Genomic DNA, 20,032 nt, shown 5'->3' on the forward strand with positions numbered 1-20,032 from the left:
GCTCCTGTGAGGTCAGAGATGGTCGGCCGGCTCCAGAGGTACGGCCTCTTCGGCCTGGCGGCGGCGTAGACGGCGGCCGCTGCGGCGCTCCCAGCGCCAGAATAGCCAGCCCAGCAGGAAAAAACCGGTCATGCCGATCGCCAGGTGGCGCGGGTGTTCACTCAGCAGCGGCGACAGCACCCCGGCCACCAGCGTATTGGTCATCAGCTGGGTGAAGGCCTGCAGCGAGGAGGCCAGGCCGCGCTGGTGCGGGTACATGTCCAGCACCGCCAGCGCCAGGATCGGAAAGATCAGCGCCATGCCCACGCCGGCCAGGAAGATCGGCAGCACTGCCCATGGCAGCGCGATCTGCGCCGCCGTCATGGTGTAGCCCAGGTTCGCCAGCGCCGCCACGCCGCAGCAGATGAAGCCGATGCGGATCTGCCGCACCGGGTCCATGCTGCCGGCCATGCGCCCGGACAGGAACGAGCCCAGCGTCATGCCGCCGATGGTGGGAATGAACAGCCAGGCGAAGTCGCCCTCGCCCAGGTGCAGGTGGCGCATGATCAGCACTGGCGCCGAGGCGATGTACAGGAAGATGCCGGCGAAGTTGAACGCCCCGGCCGCGGCCAGGCGCTGGAAACGCGGGTTGAAGCCGATCCGCACGTAGTCGTGCAGCAGGCTGCGCAGATGCAGTGGCGTGCGCGCCTGCGGCGGATGGGTCTCCGGCAGCCAGGTCAGCGTGGCGACCAGCAACACCAGCCCGAACGCCACCAGAAACCAGAAGATCAGCGGCCAGCCGGCGCCGCTGAGCAGGATCCAGCCGCCGATGATCGGCGCGATCGCCGGGGCGATGCCGAAGATCATCGACACCTGGCTCATCAACCGCTGCGCGTCCGCACCATGGAACAGGTCGCGGATCACCGCCCGCCCGACGATCATGCCGACCCCGGCCGACAGCCCCTGCAGCGCGCGAAACGCCAGCAGGGTGGGCAGGTCCTGCGACAGCGCGCAGCCCACCGAGCCGGCGATGAACAGCACCAGCCCGCCCAGGATCACCCGCTTGCGGCCCCAGGCATCGGACAGCGGGCCATGCGCGATGCTCATCAGCCCGTAGGCGAGCAGATAGACGCTGATGGTCTGCTGGATCGCCACCTCGTCCACCGCCAGGCTGCGGCTGAGCCGCGAGAACGCCGGAAAGATGGTATCGATGGAAAACGGACCGAACATCGCCAGCCCGGCGAGCAGCAGCGCCATGCGACGGGTGGAAGGCGTGGTGGGGGGCATGCAGGGATCCGAAACGTGGTGCACCGGGGGGCGCACGCCGACGCTGGCCAGGAGGGCGCGTCGGGATGGGCACAAGGGCGTCGATGATAGGCGCTCGCCGTGGCAAGGTTAAGCGAACGCAAGTGCGGCAGCCTGCGCAGGCCCGGCCCGCTGGATGCGCCGGCGGCATGCACCCACGCTATAATTGCCCCGGCAACACGGTGGGAGAAGCGGCACTGCCGCTGCCGAAGGCGCAACAGCCCGTAATCGCTCAGGCCCGATACCATCCGCAGTACAACTCTGGAGAGACCGGCCGATGCCGGCGCCGAAGGGGCACGGAACGCAGGCAGGCCCAGCGCCATGCCGCGTTCTTAAACTCTCAGGCAAAAGGACAGAGGGGCGCGAGGAAGACTGTCGCTGCGACAGGAGGTGATGCGCTGCGCGCGTCACGCCGGTCAGGTGGCGGTCGACCATTCGTCTGCCCCCTGCCCCGGATGCCCGCCATGTCCCAGACCACGTCTTCCTTGCGCGACCTCGAACACCACAGCGCGTTCGTCGAACGCCATATCGGCCCCAACGACGCAGAAATCGCACAGATGCTGGACGTGGTCGGCCACGCCTCGCTGGATGCGATGACCGATGCGATCGTGCCCGGCAACATCAAGTCGCCCGCGGCGCTGGCGCTGCCCGAGGCGATCACCGAAGAAGAAGCGCTGGCCAAGATCCGTGCCATTGCCAGCAGGAACCAGGTGCAGCGGACGTTTATCGGCCAGGGCTACTACGGCACCCATACGCCCAAGGTGATCCTGCGCAACATCCTGGAAAACCCGGCCTGGTACACCGCCTATACGCCCTACCAGGCGGAGATTTCGCAAGGCCGCATGGAGGCACTGATCAACTTCCAGACCCTGTGCGCCGATCTCACCGGCATGCAGATCGCCAACGCCTCGCTGCTGGACGAGGCCACCGCCGCCGCCGAAGCGATGACGCTGGCCAAGCGCTCGGCCAAGTCGAAGTCGGACACCTTCTTCGTGCACGATGCGGTGCACCCGCAGACGCTGGAACTGCTGCGCACCCGCGCCGAGCCGCTGGGCATCGTGCTGCGCGTCGGCACGCCGGAGGAAGCGCTGCAGGCCGAGTGCTTCGGCGTGCTGCTGCAGTACCCGGACAGCTTCGGGCACATCGGCGATCACGCCGCGCTGGCCGATGCGGTGCACGCGCAAGGCGGGCTGGTCGCGGTGGCGACCGATCTGCTGGCGCTGACCCTGATCGCCGCGCCCGGCGAATGGGGCGCGGACATCGTGGTCGGCAATTCGCAGCGCTTCGGCGTGCCGTTCGGTTTCGGCGGCCCGCATGCGGCCTTCATGGCCTGCCGCGATGCCTACAAGCGCTCGATGCCGGGCCGGCTGATCGGCGTGTCGATCGATGCCGCGGGCAACCCGGCCTATCGCCTCACCTTGCAGACGCGCGAACAACATATCCGCCGCGAGAAGGCCACCTCCAACATCTGCACCGCGCAGGTGCTGCTGGCGGTGATGGCCTCGATGTACGCGGTCTACCACGGCCCCGAGGGCCTGACCCGCATCGCACGCCGCACCCATCGCCTGGCCGCGATCCTGGCCGCCGCCCTGCGCGGTGCCGGCGTCACGGTGGGCGAGCGTTTCTTCGACACCCTGCACGTCAAGGCGATCGATGCCGACGCCATCCACGCCAAGGCGCGTGCGGCCGGCATCAACCTGCGCGCGATCGACAGCGAAGCGGTCGGCATCAGCCTGGATGAAACCAGCACGCGCGCCGACGTGGTCGCGCTGGCCGCGTTGTTCGGCGCGCAGGCGGATGTGGACGCCCTCGATGCCGCCACCGCCGACGCGCTGCCGCAGGGCCTGCTGCGCAGCAGCGCGTTCCTGACCCACCCGGTGTTCAACACCCATCACAGCGAGCACGAACTGCTGCGCTACATGCGCTCGCTAGCCGACAAGGACCTGGCGATGGATCGCACCATGATCCCGCTGGGCAGCTGCACGATGAAGCTCAACGCCACCGCCGAGATGATCCCGGTGACCTGGCCCGAGTTCGGCGCGATCCATCCGCTGGCGCCGGCCGAGCAGTCGGCCGGTTACGCGCAGCTGATCGACGAGCTGGAAGCGATGCTGGTCGAATGCACCGGCTACGACGCGGTGAGCCTGCAGCCCAACTCCGGCGCGCAGGGCGAGTACGCCGGCCTGCTGGCGATCCGCGCCTATCACCGCTCGCGCGGCGAGGCCCATCGCGACATCTGCCTGATTCCCGAATCCGCGCACGGCACCAACCCGGCCTCGGCGCAGATGTGCGGCATGACCGTGGTCGTGACCAAGTGCGATGCCAACGGCAACGTGGACGTGGACGACATCCGCGCCAAGGCAGAGAAGTACTCAGAGCGTCTGGCCGCGTTGATGATCACCTACCCGTCCACGCACGGCGTGTTCGAAGAGGACGTGGTGGCGATCTGCGAAGCCGTGCATGCGCATGGCGGCCAGGTCTATACCGACGGCGCCAACATGAATGCCCTGGTCGGCGTGGCCAAGCCCGGCAAGTGGGGCTCGGACGTGTCGCATCTGAACCTGCACAAGACCTTCTGCATTCCGCATGGCGGCGGTGGCCCGGGCGTGGGCCCGTGCGCGGTGAAGTCGCACCTGGCGCCGTTTTTACCGCGCACGCTGGGCGGCGAAGGCGACGTCGGCATGGTCAGCGCGGCCAGCTATGGCTCGGCCTCGATCCTGCCGATCAGCTGGATGTACGTGACCATGATGGGCAGCGCCGGCCTGCGCAAGGCGACCCAGGTGGCCCTGCTCAACGCCAACTACATCGCCAAGCGCCTGGCGCCGCACTACAAGACGCTGTACACCGGCCGCAACGGCCTGGTGGCGCACGAGTGCATCCTGGACATCCGCCCGCTGGAAAAGACCAGCGGCATCGGCGCCGAGGACATCGCCAAGCGCCTGATCGACTTCGGCTTCCATGCGCCGACCTTGAGCTTCCCGGTCGCCGGCACCTTGATGGTGGAACCGACCGAAAGCGAATCGCAGCATGAGCTGGACCGCTTCATCGACGCGATGATCCAGATCCGCGAGGAGATCCGCGCCATCGAAGACGGCCGCCTGGACCGCGACGACAACCCGCTCAAGCACGCCCCGCACACCGCCACCCAGGTGTCGGCCAGCGAATGGACCCACGCCTACCCGCGCGAACTGGCCGCCTTCCCGCTGCCCAGCCTCAAGCAGCAGAAGTACTGGCCGCCGGTCGCACGCGTGGACAACGTCTACGGCGACAAGAACGTGATGTGCGCCTGCATCCCGGTGGATGCCTACAAGGACGACGTGGAGGCGTAAGCGCTGCCCTGTCGCACTGACGTGTGGCATTCAAACCCAGCCCGGTTAATCCCGGGCTGGGTTTTTCGTTTCTTGCGGCAGCGGCAGCGGCAGCGGCAGCGGCAGCGGCAGCGGCTGCAGTGCAGTGCAGTGCAGTGCAGTGCAGTGTTCTGGATGCATCCCGCGTTGGTGGCAAGCGCCCACGCCGCACTCGACCACAGCTCGGGTTGGGAACACCGAAACGACGCTCACACCCACTACCCGGGTCACCGCGCGAGATGAGTGAACCGCGTAGGGGCGTCAGCGGCAGAGCGCATGATCCGTGCCTGGCTGCAGGGCCCTTGGCCGCTCACCCTCCACGGCGTTCGAAAGCGTTTGCCAGCCGCTCTGGGTCGGGTGGCCCGCGCGTTTTCCTTCCCTACACGTGCACTGGCGATGATGTGCGTCCGGGATAGGACACAACCGACAGTGATCAAGCGTGACAGAGGTTCATTGAGACGCCACCTGGCCTGCCTGCTGCTTGCAGGCCTTGCGTTGAGCGCGTGCGCGCCACGCCGTCCTGGCGAGGTGCCGGCGCTGGTGCACGCGGCCGATGCGCAGGCCGAGGTGGTGCAGACCGATGCCGGTGCAGTCCGCGGTGTCGCCGGCGCGCAGGGGCGGGTATTCCTGGGCGTGCCGTTCGCCGCGCCGCCGGTAGGGGCGCTGCGCTTCCGCGCGCCACAAGCTGCGCCGGCCTGGAAGGGCGTGCGCGATGCCACGCAGGCCGGGCCGGCCTGCCTGCCGCGCTATCGCTTCGGCCAGAAGCAGATATCGGAGGATTGCCTCACCCTCAACATCTATGCGCCGCCCGGCCCGGCGCCGGCGCAACCGCGCGCGGTGATGGTGTGGATCTACGGTGGCGCGCTGGAGCTGGGCAGCAATGTCGACTACGACCTGAGTGCCTTGGCGGCGCGGCAGGACGTCATCGTGGTGGCGCCCAATTACCGGCTGGGCGTGTTCGGTTTCTTCGCCCATCCGGCGCTGCGTGGCGAAGGCGAAGGGGCCTATGCATTGCTCGACCAACAGGCCGCGTTGCGCTGGGTGCAGCGCAATATCGCCGCCTTCGGTGGCGATGCGCACAACGTCACCGTGTTCGGCGAATCGGCCGGTGCCTGGAGCATCTGCTATCAGCTCGCCTCGCCGGGCGCGGCTGGCCTGTTCCAACGCGCGATCCTGCAGAGCGGCAGCTGCCTGGCCAGCGATTCCAGCGTGCCGCGCGCCGAGGCCGAGCGCGGCGGTGCACGCATGGCACAGACGCTTGGCTGCGCGCATGCAAGCGATGTGGGCGCGTGCCTGCGCGCATTGCCTGCCGATACCGTGGCCGATGCAAAATCGCAGCGACGCGGCCTGACCGGCAGCGATGCCTGGGCGCCGATGTCTGGCGGTGACGTCTTGCCGTTGCCGCCCGCCGAGGCGATCTCCAACCTGCACCGGGTGCAGGTGCCAGTGCTGATCGGCACCAACCGCAACGAGGGGCGGCTATTTGCGCAGCTGTTGTCCTATGTCGGCAAGCTCAACCTGCGCAGCGGCTATGAGGCACGCCTGCAGCGCATGCATGCCGACCCGACAGCGATCATGGCGCACTACGCCGACGTCGCCGCGCAATCGCGCTGGGACGCATTCGCCGACATCGTCACCGATGGCGGATTCGCCTGCCCGACGCGTCGACTGGGCCAGGCCTTGCGCACCCGCACGCCGGTGTATGCGTACGAATTCGACGACCCGCAGGCGCCGTACGGCCTGTGGCGCCTGCCGTTCTCGCATCCATTGGGCGCGTATCACGCGTCCGAGCTGGTGTACCTGTTCCAGCGGCCGTGGGTGCTCAGTGGCGAGCCGGCGTTCACTCCGGCGCAACAGGCCTTGGCCGATACGCTGCAGGACTACTGGGGCGCGTTCGCGCGCACCGGCGATCCAAATGGAGCTGGGCGTCCGCGTTGGCCACGCTTCGATGGCAACACCCCGTTGGCGCTGTCGCCCGGCAGGATCGGCGCAACGCCCGACTTCGTGCAACGCCATCGCTGCGGATTCTGGGATGCACAGGCATCCCTGGCGCACGCAGCGGCAACGCCGGCTGAGTCATCCTCGCCTTGATCGCATCAACCAGGAGTTGCCCATGTCCGTCCCCACCTCATCCCCCTGCCCTACGGTACGCCTGCGCAACGGGCGCAGCGTGCCGGCACTCGGGCTTGGCTCATGGAACCTGGGCCAGGGCCGCCACGCGCCGCAGCAGGAGATCGATGCGCTGCAGACCGGCCAGCACTTGGGCATGCGCCTGATCGACACCGCCGAGATGTATGGCAATGGCCGGTCGGAGCAACTGATCGGCCAGGCCATGGATGGCGCGCAGCGTCCTTATCTGGTGTCCAAGGTCCTGCCGAGCAATGCCAGCGCGCGCGGTATCGCGCGTGCCTGCGAGGCGAGCCTGCAGCGGCTGGGCGTGCGTACGCTGGACCTGTACCTGCTGCACTGGCGCGGCGGCAGCGATCTGCGCGACGTGGTTGATGCCTTCGAGGCCTTGCGCGATGCCGGCAAGATCCGCGACTGGGGCGTATCGAACTTCGATGTCGATGATCTGCAGGATCTGTGGTGCATCGATGGCGGGCAACACTGCCTGGTCAATCAGGTGCTGTATCACGCCGGCAGCCGCGGTATCGAGTTCGATCTGCTGCCGTGGTGTGCACAGCACGAGGTGACGGTGATGGCGTACTCGCCACTGGGCAGCCGCGCACTGCTGGATCATCCGGTGCTGCACGCGATCGGCGAGCGACGTGGCGTGGCTGCAACCGCCGTGGCGCTGGCGTGGGCGATCCGCAGCGGGCAGGTCATTGCCATCCCCGAATCGGGCACGCCTGCGCATGTGCGCGCGAATGCCGCGGCGTGCACGCTGCACCTGGATGCGCAGGATCTTGCCGAACTGGACCGTGCATTCCCGCCGCCCACACGCAAACAACCGCTGGATCTGCTGTAGTCCGCCTGCAGCGGTTGCGTTCGCTGCAGGCAGGTCCCGACACGCCGTTGCAACGGTCGCGCTCGCTGCAGGCAGGTGCAGATCATCCGTTGATGCATTGCGTGACCTGCGCAGTGTGCCGCTGCGATCCAACGCAAGCTTTCGGTCGCATGTGAGTATTCGTTCGCACGCAGACACGTGCACTTAACAGCACCACTCCCACGCTGAGCGGATCAGCCCGCAATTCAAGCCCGCCAGAGTGGAATCCCATGCCCAAGTCCCCCAGTAAAACCGCGCAACTTCCTTCCTCCGCAGCTGCCGGCGCAACGCCGCAGACAGTGCGCGGCACGGGCGACGAATTGCACCAGAAAGCCGGCGGCACGCATCCGCAGCTGACCACCAACCAGGGCATTCCGGTTGGCGACAACCAGAACTCGCTGCGCGCCACGCCGCGCGGGCCGACGTTGCTGGAAGACTTCATCCTGCGCGAGAAGATCACCCACTTCGATCACGAGCGCATCCCCGAGCGCATCGTGCATGCACGCGGCAGCGCCGCGCACGGCTACTTCGAACTGACCAAATCGCTGAGTCAGTACACCACCGCCAAGATCTTCACCGAGGTCGGCGAAAAGACTCCGTTGTTCACGCGCTTCTCCACAGTTGCAGGCGGCGCCGGCTCGGTGGACACGCCGCGCGATGTGCGCGGGTTCGCGGTGAAGTTCTACACCAAGGAAGGCAACTGGGATCTGGTGGGCAACAACATCCCGGTGTTCTTCATCCAGGATTCGATGAAGTTCCCCGACCTGATCCATGCAGTGAAGATGGAACCTGACCGCGGCTTTCCGCAGGCCGCCAGCGCGCACGACACCTTCTGGGATTTCATTTCGCTGAGCCCGGAATCGATGCACATGATCATGTGGGCGATGAGCGACCGCACCATCCCGCGTTCGCTGCGCATGATCGAAGGCTTCGGCATCCACAGCTTCCGCTTCCTCAATGAAAACGGCGACAGCACCTTCGTCAAGTTTCATTGGCGTCCCAAGCTTGGCCTGCAGTCCACGATCTGGGACGAGGCAGTGAAGATCGCCGGCGCCGACCAGGACTTCCATCGTCGCGATCTGTTCGAGGCGATCCAGAACGGCGATTTCCCCGAGTGGGAGCTGGGCGTGCAGCTGTTCACCGAGGCGCAGGCCGAGGCCTTCCCGTTCGATCACCTGGATTCGACCAAGGTCATTCCGGAGGAACTGGTGCCGCTGCAGATCGTCGGCCGCATGGTGCTGGACCGCTGGCCGGACAACTTCTTTGCGGAAACCGAACAGGTGGCGTACTGCCCGGCCAACATCGTGCCCGGCATCGACTTCAGCAACGATCCGCTGCTGCAGGGCCGCCTGTTCTCCTATCTGGATACGCAGCTGAGCCGTCTGGGCGGCCCGAACTTCCACCAGATCCCGGTCAACGCGCCCAAGTGCCCGTTCGCCAACAACCAGCGCGATGGGCACATGCAGATGGGCGTGCCCAAGGGCCGTGTCGCCTACGAGCCCAGCTCGCTGCAGGCCGATGCGCCGCGTGAGGCGCTGCGTGGATTCCCCAGCCACGCAACCCCGGCCGAAGACGGCGCCAAGGGCCGCGTGCGCGCAGAAAGCTTTGCCGACCATTACAGCCAGGCGCGCATGTTCTTCCGCAGCCAGACCGCACCGGAACAGGCGCACATGGCATCGGCGCTGGTATTCGAGCTGTCCAAGGTGGAAACCCCGCACGTACGCGAAGCCATCGTCGGTCACCTGCGTCACATCGACCCGACGTTGGCGCAGCGTGTTGCCGATGGCATGGGCATGACCGCGTTGCCGCCGGCACCGCCGGCGGCGGTCGCACCGACCGACATGCCGCTGTCGCCCGCCTTGCAGTTGATCGGCAAGATGAAGGACACCTTGCAGGGCCGCACCGTGGGCATCCTGATTCACGATGGCTCCGACGCGGCGACGATCAAGGCCGTGCGCAAGGCTGCCGAAGCTGCCGGTGCCACGGTCAAGATCGTCGCGCCGAAACTGGGCGGCGCCAAGCTCAGCGACGGCAAGCAACTGGCCGCCGACGGTCAGCTGGCCGGCACGCCGTCGGTGATGTTCGATGCGGTGGCGGTGCTGCTGTCGTCGGAAGCAGCCAAGGCGCTGACACGCGAATCGGCAGCGCTGGATTTCGTCAGCAATGCCTGGGCCCATCTGAAGGCGATCGCCTTCGACGATGGCGCGCAGCTGCTGTTGAAGGCCGGCAATGTCGGCAAGGACGCCGGCGTGATCGCGGCAGCAGAGACCAAGGCCTTCATCACTGCCGCCAAGACCCGCCAGTGGGCACGCGAACCGAAGGTGCGCATGCTGGCGTAACCACATCCGCATAGGCTGCACAGGCTTGGGCGCGAACGACTTCTACGTCGTTCGCGCCCAAGGCGTTTATGCGGGCAGCAATTCATCCTCAACGAAAGATCAGCGCACCCTCTGCAACGGCCAGCCTTCAACCAGTCTTTTGGCCGCGTCTGGTAAACGACGCTGCGATTTGGAATCCCGGCTGCCTTTACGTCGTTACGCGGTCGTGTCTTTGGGGTGTCGGCGCGCGCGGCCAGGTCGGCAGTAGAGCCGCGGGCTGCGGTTTGGCTGAAGGGGCCCTTGCCCGCCCACCATCGCGGGACACGCCGTGAATCCGTCCATGGAGGCTCTTACGCGGCATCCATGCCGCGTAAGGTCCCGNTCGCGGGACACGCCGTGAATCCGTCCATGGAGGCTCTTACGCGGCATCCATGCCGCGTAAGGTCCCGCGACGGTGGGCGGGCAAGGACCAGTCGAGTTAGTCGGTGTGCATGGTTGCAAGCAAGAGCATGAGGTGCACTGGGCGGATCGCTCTGGATCCGACCAGCTCTTACCGCCTCTCCGTTACAAGTGGAGTAGCCGACAGGCTTTCAGCACGTGACTTACCAACTTCTCTTCCGCCCAGGCTGAGCAACAAGCTTTCAGGAAAACAGCCGACCAACTTTTTTTGGTGCGGTGCCCTCGCCGCTTGCGGGACCGTGTGGCGGCATGGAGGCCGCCACCGAGCCTCCACGGACGGATTCACGGCGTGTCCCGCAAACGGTGAGGGCGCCGCACACTCGACGAACCAGGCTTTTGACTGCATCTACCAAACGAGACTGCAACCCGGAATCTCGCTGGATTCACGCAGTGCTCGGCAAGCAGTAAGAGGACCGCGTGCTCGACCAACTCAGCTGCTGAGCAGTCGTCTTGTCGGATGCACTAGGACGGCTCGGAAGGAAACTGCGCAGCGTTCGCCAACGCGCGGTACTCGCGTGGCGTCATGCCCACCGCCAGCTTGAATTGCCGCGCAAAGGCGCTTTGATCGCTGAAGCCGCAGGCATGCCCGATTTCGGTCAGGCTCTTGTTTCCGTGCAGCAGGTGCATCGCCATCTGCAAACGCAGCTTGGCCAGCACCTGTTGCGGGGTGAGCTGGAACACCTTGCGGAACGAGCGCTGCAGCTTGGACATCGAAAACCCGGTGATCTCCACCAGTGCCTGCATGCGCACGTTCTGCGCGTAGTTGGCGTTGAGGTACGCCAGCGCGAGCCGCAGTTTTTCGTACTGCGATTCGTGCCCGTCCTGCGGTCCCAGATCACGCGAGATGCCGATGATGCCCTGCACCTTGCCGTCGACCAGCAGCGGACGTTTGCAGGTCAGGCACCAGCCCGGTTCGCGATTGGCGAACAGATGCAGTTCCAGCAGGTTGTCGATCACTTCGCCGGCCAGCACCTGCTCGTCCTGGTTGGCGTAGTTGGTGCCCAGACCGCTGGGATAGACCTCGGCAACGCGCTTGCCGATCAGGTCCTTGCGCGACTTCAGCCCCAACCGCCGCAGCATGGTCTGGTTGACGTGGGTATAGCGGCCCTCGCGATCCTTGACGAAGAACAGCACGTCCGGCACGGCATCGAACAACGCTTCCAGATCGGCAGGATCGATGCTCTTCATGCAGGACGTCATGCAGGACTGGACTCGGGATCAGGGAAGACGCAGCTGGCGATGACACCTGCCGCCGATGCAGGCCGCAGCGCATGCCACGCCATGATACGCCGCGCGCATCAGACGCCGGCGCCCGCGCTCAGCGCGGGTTGTCGGCCACGTTGGCCGCGGCCGGCGCGGTCTTGCTGTCCACCGCCGCAGCCGTGGGATTGCCGATGCGATCCAACGGCACCTGCTGCGCGCGCCAGCCACTGACCACCGCCGCACCGGACTGCGAGCCGACCTGCACCTGCAGGCGCGCACTGCCGCCAGGCGCGATGAATTCGATGGCGCAATCGCCGGCGGCCATGCAACTGTCGGCGGCGAGCGGATCCACCAGCTGCCAGCCCTGCTCCATCACCGCCTGCGCGAACGCGCGGTAGCCCATGCCCGACGTCAGCGTGGCCGGCAGCGGCACGGCCGGATCGCTGGCCACCGCATCGGTGCTGACCGCGGCAGTCGCAGACACCGGCGCGCGCGCAGGCGCGGCCGCGGCCGGGGGCCGCGATGCGGCCTGCAGGGCAGGACTACAGACGAGGGCGAACACCCACAATGAGAAGCGGAACAAGGTACGCATGCGAACCGTCCTGGCGATCCTGGCAGGGAACTGAGGAAGTTAAAGATTCGCTATTTTGACATGGCGCGTGTGCACTGCGGCACTGCCGCCGCAGCTCGCCATTCAGCCAGGTGCGATGGTGCGGGCCACCCCGCTCGCTCACAAGCGCACTCATCCAGCCGGCGGCTCGCCGGCCTCGTCGCCGCTCCCTGTGACCATCGGCACGCCGCGCGGGCGGCGTGCCGATCGCACCCTCACTGGCCGATATGCTGCTTCAGCCAGCCGTTGACGGTGTCGTGCCACAGCACGCTGTTGTCCGGCTTGAGCACCCAGTGGTTCTCGTCCGGGAAGTACAGGAACTTGGAGTCGATGCCCTTGCGCTGCAGCGCGGTGAACGCGGCCAGGCCCTGCTCGACCGGGATGCGGAAATCCTGCTGGCCATGGATGACCAGCATCGGCACCTTCCACTTGTCCACGTGCAGCACCGGGTTGAACTTCTCGTAGCCGGCCGGGTTCTGCCACGGGGTGCCGCCGTTTTCCCATTCGCTGAACCATAGTTCCTCGGTGGCATAGCCCATGGTGCGGTTGTCGAACACGCCGTCGTGGTCGACCAGGCACTTCCATGGCTGGTTCCAGTTGCCGGCCATCCAATAGACCATGTAGCCGCCGTAGCTGGCGCCCAGCGCGCAGGCCTTGTCGCCATTGAGGAAGCCGTACTGCTTCTGCGCGGCGGTCCAGCCCTTCTGCAGGTCTTCCAGCGGGCGGTCGCCCCAATGCTGGCTGATTGCGTCGGTAAATTCCTGGCCGTAGCCGGTGGAGCCGTGGAAGTCGATCATCACCACCGCGTAGCCCTGCCCGGCATAGGTCTGCGGATTCCAGCGGTTGCTCCAGCCGTTGCCGAAGCTGCCCTGCGGCCCGCCGTGGATCAGGAACGCCACCGGGTAGGTCTTGCCTTCCTGGTAGTTGTACGGCTTGACCACGTAGCCGTGCACGGTGTCGTTGTTCCAGCCCTTGAACTGGAACTGCTCGTAGTCGCCGAACTGCACGTCCGGCAGCAGCTCGGCGGCGCTCTGGGTGATCGCACGCAGGCCCTGGCCCTGCAGGTCGCTGACAAACACCTGGTCGCCGCTCTTGAGCGAGTTGCGGGTGAACGCCAGCGTGGTGCCGGCCAGGGTTGGCGCATGCACGCTGCCCTCGCCCACCAGCTTGGTCGCCTGGCCGCTGGCGATGTCGATCCTGAACAACGGATGCTCGCCGAGGTCGTCGGCGCTGGTGTAGAGGCTGGCGCCATCGGCGCTCAACACGATCTCGCCGGCCGAGCGGTCCCACTTGGGGGCGATCTCGCGGCTCTTGCCGCTGGCCACGTCCATCGCCATCAGGCCGAAACGGTCGGCCTCGAAACCCGGTCGCTTCATCGCGCGGTAGTACAGCGTCTTGCCGTCGGCACTGAACACCGGGCCGGCATCCCAGGCCGGGTTGGCGGCGGTCAGGTTGACCGGCGCCGCCTTGCCGGCCGCATCCAGGCGGTACAGGTCGAAGTTGGTCTGCCACGGCTCGTCGTTGCCGGTGGGCTTGGCGGCGGCCTTGGCATTCTTGCCGGCCTCCGGACCATGCGGCTGCGGGATGCGCACGCTGGCGACCACGCTGCTGCCATCGGGCGACCAGGTGTAGTCGTCATTGCCGCCGAACGGCTTGGACGGCGCATCGCCGGCCAACGTGGCGCTGATCGCCGAGGCGCCAACCACCGGTTTGGCGCCGGTTGCGGGCAGCTCGGAGACGAACAGCGTATTGCGACGGCCATCGTTCCAGGTGTCCCAATGGCGCACGAACAGCTGGTCATACACCACGCCGCTGGCCTTGGCATTCTTTACGCTGGCGAGCTTTTTCTTGGTGCACTCCAGGTCCGAGCCGCAGTCCTGGAACACGCCGGCACTGAAGGCGATGCGCTTGCCATCGGGCGAGAGCTTGTAGCTGTCCACATCCACTGCGAACGCGGTCACTTGCTGCGGCGTGCCGCCAGCCAGCGGCTGTGCGTACAACTGCTGCGTGCCGGATTTACTGCTGAGGAAGTACACCGTCTTGCCGTCCGGCGACAGCGCCGGGCTATTGACGTTCCAGCCGTCGGGCGTGAGCCGCCTGGGCGGCGCTGCATCGCGGGTACGCAGGTTGCGTGTCCACAGGCCGGTGGCCGGCTTGCCGTTGCTGCTCCTGGCCTGCCGCTTGGCGAACACCAGCACGCTGCCGTCGGGGCTGAGCGTGGGCGAGGACACCCGGTCCAGCGCGACCATGTCGCGCACATCGAATCCGCGCGCGGCGGCAAGACTTGGCAAGGTAGCCAGCAAACACAGGGGCAATACGGCGTGACGCAGCTTCATCGAGAGTTCCCGCAACGGCAAAACGTCGATGGTAGGCGTTGCTGCGGCGCACGCGCAAAGGCTTGCGGTCGGGTCTGCCCTTGTGGCCGCGTGCCGTTGCCGGGCAGCCGGGAAACTCCATCGCGCACGCAGCCTGCGCTGTCCTGCCGCGAAGCACCGCTGCGGCAGCGGCGTGCCATCTGCCACAGCGCGTGCTGCGACTGCGCCGCGGACGCACGCAGGCAGGCATCTCGCGCGCACTGCACGTGCAGCGGGCGGGCTGGCGGGGTGCCGGCCGGCCGACACCCAACCATCAGGTCCCACTGCAGCGCTGCCACGCAGATCCGTGGCAGCGCCCACACCTTTTCAGCGCCTCAGAAGCGGTGCGACATCCCCACATACACCTGCGCGTCCGGGGTGCGGTGGTTGAGGCCGAAGTTGGCGCCCACGTCCAGCTGCAACAGCGGATTGAGCAGATACGCAGCGGCGACGTCGGCCGAGTACTGCTCGATGGTCTGCGCGGGATCGCGGTTGATCGAGGACCACACCTCCACCGCCATCGACAACTTTGAGGTCAACGGATGCGCCAGGTTGATCGCGTTGACGATGGCGACATGCTTGCCGCTGCCATCGCTGTCGGCCAACCAATCCACCTCCGGCCCGAAGGTCAGCGAGAAGCTGTCGGGCAGCGCGAAATTGATCGGCAAGGCGACGCCGCCTTCCCACTCGTCGTTGCCCAGGCCGGTGTGCGCGGTCGGCGCCTTGACGAACGGCAGCAATGCCACGCTGGCGGTATCGCTCTCGTAGAAACGCGCCTTCATGCGCAGGAAGATGTCGCCGCCGCCGCTCAGGCTGCTGCGCGCACCGGTGGCGCGGTCGGTGGTCTTGACCTGCAGCTGCGGTGCCCAGTTGAGCTGCAGGTCGATGCGGTCGCTGACGCCGTACTTGAGCGTGGGGTTGGTGAAATAGGAGGTCTCGGTGCGGGTGGCGGGCTGGCTGTCGCGGGTGTAGCTGCCGATGTCGGTTTCCAGCTGCCAGGCGCCGGTCGGCACGGTACAGGTGGAATTGGCCTTGGTCGGGCGATCGGTACACAGCGCCGCTTCGGTGGCCTCTTGTGCCTGTGCCTGCAGCGCGAGGCTGCACAGCACGCCGGCCAGGGCGAGGCGCAACAGGGGGGGGCGTGGGGTGCGTGGGAAACGGGGGGAGATGGCGGTCGGCATTGCAGTGGTTTCCATGGCAGGACGCTGGACAGATCGGGTGAGCGGTCAGCGTTGGCGAGGGGGAATGCACGTGGATGTAGAACGACTGCGAGGCCACCTGACGGGCGGCGTGTTGCCAATCGATCTTATAGGCGTCGGCGGGCCCGAAGACGCCGACGATGACAAAAGCGACCTCAACCGCAGGCGGATGTCGCACAACGTGATAGGAGTCACCCTTCTGCGCCCATCGTGCGCGGGTCACGCAGTGCGGGAGCGTGCGACGTGGCGCGTCGTCGGGATCGATCGAGGCATGTGCTGGCCGTAGTGCACCGTCGGTGCGGGAGGCCTCACGATACGGAGCAGCGGCATAAAGTCGCTATGCACGAAGACTGCGCAGGACGTAAAGCCGGCGCAAAGGCGCTGCCATGTGCAGACGCGATACCCTGCATTGCGGGTGCGTCCTGAGCAGCAGGCGCGTGATGCGTCGCCGGATTGCAGCTGCGCTCGTGCCAGCCGATCTGTCGATCAGCCGGGCGCGCCGATGGCATTGCCCTGCATCGACAGGGCAGGTCCGCTCACGCTGGCAACGCACGATCTTGCGATGACAGGCCGATGGGACGTGCCGCCACGGCGTGGCATCGCCGATTCGATGTACCCGTCTGTGCAGCGCCCAGCTGTGCCATGCGGCAATGCCGCTGCATTCCCAGCGTTCTACATCGGGACCGCGCTCGAACCGCACGGCTTGCATTGCACCCGACGCCGCGGCAATCCGGTTGCAACACCCCAACGAAAAACGGACACGCATCCCGCGATGCGTGTCCGTCGGGTTGCGGCATGCAGGCGCATGCCGCTTCGATACAGCATCCTCAGGCGGCCTGTTCGCCGCGCTTGCCGACGCGGTACAGCAGCCAGCCGACCAGGGCGAGGATCGCCAGGCCGAACCATTGGTTGAGCTGCAGGCTGGCCGGCAACGCCAGCACATCGGCACGGCTGGACAGCACGATCGGCACCGCGATGGCGATTCCCATCAACGCCTCGCCGGTGATCAGGCCGGCGGCGAACAGCACGCCCGGGCGGTGCACGCGGTCGCGGCCTTCCTCGTCGTCGGTGCGGATCCTGTGGAAGCGCTCCACCAGATGCGCGATCAGGCCGCCGATGAAGATCGGCACCATCAGCTCCAACGGCAGATAGATGCCGATCGCCGCCGCCAGCACCGGCACGCGGAAGCGCTTGCCGGTCTTCTTCAGCCACTCGTCCAGCGCGATGATCGCCGCGCCCACGCCGGCACCAATCGCGATCATCGACCACGGTAGCTGCCCACCGAACAGGCCCTTGGCGACCGAGGCCATCAGCGTGGCCTGCGGCGCAGCGAGCGAGTTTGGATGCTGCGGGGTGGCCGGGCCGATGCCGTAGGCCTGCGCGAGCAGGTTCAGTACCGGCGCCATGATCAGCGCGCAGGAAAACGCGCCGATGCCCAGCATCAGTTGCTGCTTCCACGGCGTGGCGCCGACCAGATAACCGGCCTTGAGATCCTGCAGGTTGTCGCCGCCCACCGCTGCCGCGCAGCACACCACCGCGCCGATCATGATCGCCGCCACCGCGCCCAGCGGTGCGGCGCCGATGCCGACCGGCACCAGGCCATCCTTGCCCAGCAGCAGCACCAGCACTGCCGAGGCGAACAGGATGGTGGAGATGGTGATGCCCGAGACCGGGTTGTTGGACGAACCGATCAGGCCGGCCAGGTAGCCGGACACCGACACGAACAGGAAGCCGGCCACGATCATGATGATGGTCATCGGGATCGACACGTGCCACTGCTGCACGATTGCCTGGTACAGGCCCAGCAGCGGCAGGGTGCACAGCACCAGCGCCACCAGCATCCACTTCATCGGCAGGTCGCGTTCGGTCTCGGCCACCACACCGCCACCGCTCTTGCGCGCGGCGGCGAAGCCGCTCTTGACCCCGGACAACAGCGATTTACGCAGCGAGAACAGCGTCCACACGCCGCCGATCAGCATCGCGCCGACACCGAGGTAACGGATCTTGGCGCCCCAGATGCCGAATGCCGTATCGGCCGCCGGCGCGCCGACCAGGCTCTGCGCCAATGCCGGGTCGCTGCCCATGAAGAACTGCTGGTACAGCGGAATGGCGATATGCCAGGACAGGATCGACCCGGACAGCACCACGATGCCGACATTCAGCCCGACGATGTAGCCCACGCCCAGCAGCGCCGGCGACAGGTTGGTACCCAGATAGCCGACCAGGCGGCTGCTGCCCAGGTAGGTGGCCTGCGCCCAGGTGTCCGGGATCACCCGCAGGCCGCTGGCCGCACCCAGCTTGACCAGCGCACCGATGGCGCCGGACATGGCCAGGATTTTCAGGCCCGGGCCGGGATTCTCGCCGGCCTTGAGCACCTCGGCCGCGGCCTTGCCTTCGGGGAACGGCAGCGGGTCTTCGACGATCATCGAGCGCCGCAGCGGCACCGAGAACAGCACCCCGAGCAAGCCGCCCATGCCGGCGATGCCGAGCACCCACCAGTACTTGAAGTCCGGCCAATAGCCCATGATCACCAGCGCGGGAATGGTGAAGATCACCCCGGCCGCGATCGACGAACCGGCCGACGCCCCGGTCTGGACGATGTTGTTTTCCAGAATGGTGCCGCCGCCGAGCAGGCGCAGCACGCCCATCGAGACGACCGCGGCCGGAATGGCGGTGGCGATGGTCAGGCCGGCAAACAGGCCCAGATAGGCGTTGGCGGCCGAAAGCACCACCGCCAGCACGATGGCCAGCACGACGGCACGGAAGGTGAGCTGGCGCGGTTGCGCGTCATGGCTCATGGGCAGTTCCCCTGTGGGCAAAAAATCCGCACCACGCTAGCGCCTGGGCGGGGTTCCGTCCAGTTGCGCCGCGGCGTGACAGTGTGCGTGCTTTGGCGGTGGAGTGCACGGGCTTGCTGCTGGCAGCACCGGCTCACGCTGAGAACGACCTGCACAGCGCGCTTACTACGGCATGGATACGCCTGCGTCGATATCGGTTCGCCTTTAAAGAGCGTCATGTCGCAGCGATCATTACGATCGCGCCAACACCTGGCTTCCATGGCAGCAGCATTCTCCGGCCCGGTTGCTTCGGCACGACGCGACGAGCATCGCGACTCCCCCCCGTTCCTGACACGTACCTCCTACCGCAGGGCTTCCATCATGAAACATTCGCTAGGCACCGTTCTTTTCTCCGGCATGCTGATGCTGTCGCTGCAGCCATCCACTGCGTTCGGCCAAGACCATTCTCCGCAAAGCGAAAAATGCCCGGAACCTGCCGCGGTCCACTACGACGCAGCCCACTACCGAGCGGTCGCCGATGTCGAGTTTCCTGCTGGAAGCGTTGCTTATGGAAGAGGCGATTGGGTCAGCACGAAGCAGCCCGATCAGGGTGTACCGATCAAGCTGTCCTCGGTATTGTTCTACGGCAAGCAACCGGGCAAATCCAAAACAGAATCAGAATCGGAGGGTGCGCTGGTCAATTGCACCTATGAGTTGCGTAACCACAAGCAAGTGGATTTGGCTTACTTCGACCGAAGCACACCAAATCAGCAGCGCAACCTGATCGTCGTCCCCAAACGCCCCTCGCGCTGGCAGCTCGATCAAAAAACGCCAGCACCAACGCAGGATGCGTTCTACTACTGTACACAGAGTACGAAAGACTGTGCGTTCGAACCGCGACGTCTGGAATGACCCGGCGGCACATCCTCACAGCCCTTGTTGATCGATATCAGTACAACAACTCGGCGAACGCGCGGTCGGCCTCGATCACGTCCGGCAGCGCGGCAAACAAGGCATCCAGGTCCACTGTATCCATCCATGGACCACGCAACGCGTCCAAAGCCGCCGGCCTGGTGCTGCCATGTGCATGCGTCGAACCGGGCAATCAGGTCCTGCGGCCGCCTCGGGCACGGTGGGCACGGTGGGCACGGTGGGCAACTGGTCGAACAACGCCTCCAACTTCATGATCGCCTCGTGGATGAAGGTAAGCCAGCCCAATCGCGCCGGCCTGCATGGTGTAGCACAGACCGGTTGGATGACGATGACCCGTCACGGCGGCTATTGACCCGGGCTTTTGCGTTGGTCTGTATCAAGTGGCATGCCGAAGCTCCTGCACCGGGTTCGATCGCGATGCGCGAGACGCGGCAACACGATTGCAGCCACACAGGCATCGACATTGGTGCGCGTGGCCTCATCGGCAGCGGGCCAGAGCGTCAGCAGAAAGGCCCACGTCAGTACGTGGCGTGGACATGCGGGTCGGCGTGCCACCGCAGCC

At 66.4% G+C, this 20,032-nt stretch carries 12 protein-coding genes, 1 pseudogene and 1 riboswitch; of the genes and pseudogenes, 6 read left to right on the plus strand and 7 right to left on the minus strand.

Features of this window, described 5'->3' with window-relative positions; all coding sequences use genetic code 11:
* Positions 1-12: 12 nt before the first annotated feature.
* On the minus strand, positions 13-1,266 hold the full coding sequence (locus C0541_RS09385) for a multidrug effflux MFS transporter (RefSeq protein WP_115047824.1): 1,254 nt from the start codon (positions 1,264-1,266) through the stop codon (positions 13-15).
* Between the two features lie 269 nt (positions 1,267-1,535).
* A riboswitch (glycine riboswitch) is annotated at positions 1,536-1,650 on the plus strand.
* 89 nt (positions 1,651-1,739) lie between these two features.
* On the opposite strand from C0541_RS09385, the gene gcvP reads away from it, so the two are divergent.
* From gcvP to C0541_RS09405, 4 genes are all read left to right on the plus strand, one after another.
* Positions 1,740-4,613 carry an aminomethyl-transferring glycine dehydrogenase gene (gene gcvP / locus C0541_RS09390; RefSeq protein WP_161959985.1) on the plus strand — a complete coding sequence of 958 codons (2,874 nt, stop codon included), beginning with the start codon at positions 1,740-1,742 and terminating at the stop codon, positions 4,611-4,613.
* A 417-nt stretch (positions 4,614-5,030) separates the two neighbouring features.
* Complete coding sequence (locus C0541_RS09395) at positions 5,031-6,722, plus strand: carboxylesterase/lipase family protein (RefSeq protein ID WP_238601297.1); 1,692 nt, start codon at positions 5,031-5,033, stop codon at positions 6,720-6,722.
* 22 nt (positions 6,723-6,744) lie between these two features.
* A complete protein-coding gene (locus C0541_RS09400) occupies positions 6,745-7,599 on the plus strand; it encodes an aldo/keto reductase (protein WP_115047830.1) in 855 nt (284 codons plus the stop codon).
* 248 nt (positions 7,600-7,847) lie between these two features.
* Entirely contained in the window at positions 7,848-9,956 is a 2,109-nt protein-coding gene (locus C0541_RS09405) for a catalase (RefSeq protein WP_115047832.1), read from the plus strand.
* Positions 9,957-10,856: 900 nt separating this feature from the next.
* Here C0541_RS09405 and C0541_RS09420 read toward each other — a convergent pair.
* From C0541_RS09420 to C0541_RS09440, 5 genes are all read right to left on the minus strand, one after another.
* Positions 10,857-11,582: an AraC family transcriptional regulator gene (locus C0541_RS09420; RefSeq protein WP_115047836.1), complete on the minus strand. Its 726-nt coding sequence runs from the start codon at positions 11,580-11,582 to the stop codon at positions 10,857-10,859.
* Between the two features lie 130 nt (positions 11,583-11,712).
* Positions 11,713-12,189 (minus strand): hypothetical protein, encoded by a 477-nt coding sequence (locus C0541_RS09425; protein WP_115047838.1) that lies wholly within the window; start codon positions 12,187-12,189, stop codon positions 11,713-11,715.
* A 233-nt stretch (positions 12,190-12,422) separates the two neighbouring features.
* Positions 12,423-14,543: an alpha/beta hydrolase family protein gene (locus tag C0541_RS09430; protein ID WP_115047840.1), complete on the minus strand. Its 2,121-nt coding sequence runs from the start codon at positions 14,541-14,543 to the stop codon at positions 12,423-12,425.
* A 353-nt stretch (positions 14,544-14,896) separates the two neighbouring features.
* A complete protein-coding gene (locus C0541_RS09435) occupies positions 14,897-15,742 on the minus strand; it encodes a transporter (RefSeq protein WP_115048187.1) in 846 nt (281 codons plus the stop codon).
* Positions 15,743-16,587: 845 nt separating this feature from the next.
* Positions 16,588-18,558, minus strand: a complete 1,971-nt coding sequence (locus C0541_RS09440; RefSeq protein WP_115047841.1) for an OPT family oligopeptide transporter — start codon at positions 18,556-18,558, stop codon at positions 16,588-16,590.
* Positions 18,559-18,816: 258 nt separating this feature from the next.
* Here C0541_RS09440 and C0541_RS09445 point away from each other — a divergent pair, with 258 nt between their 5' ends.
* Entirely contained in the window at positions 18,817-19,449 is a 633-nt protein-coding gene (locus tag C0541_RS09445) for a DUF3757 domain-containing protein (protein WP_238601298.1), read from the plus strand.
* A 37-nt stretch (positions 19,450-19,486) separates the two neighbouring features.
* On the opposite strand, the pseudogene C0541_RS09450 reads toward C0541_RS09445, so the two are convergent.
* Positions 19,487-19,621, minus strand: a pseudogene (locus tag C0541_RS09450) (HDOD domain-containing protein); the annotation flags it as partial.
* A 3-nt stretch (positions 19,622-19,624) separates the two neighbouring features.
* Here C0541_RS09450 and C0541_RS20880 point away from each other — a divergent pair.
* A complete protein-coding gene (locus C0541_RS20880; RefSeq protein WP_161959986.1) occupies positions 19,625-19,822 on the plus strand; it encodes a hypothetical protein in 198 nt (65 codons plus the stop codon).
* Positions 19,823-20,032: the final 210 nt, after the last annotated feature.

Source organism: Xanthomonas arboricola, from assembly GCF_003353015.1.
GTDB lineage: Bacteria > Pseudomonadota > Gammaproteobacteria > Xanthomonadales > Xanthomonadaceae > Xanthomonas > Xanthomonas arboricola_E.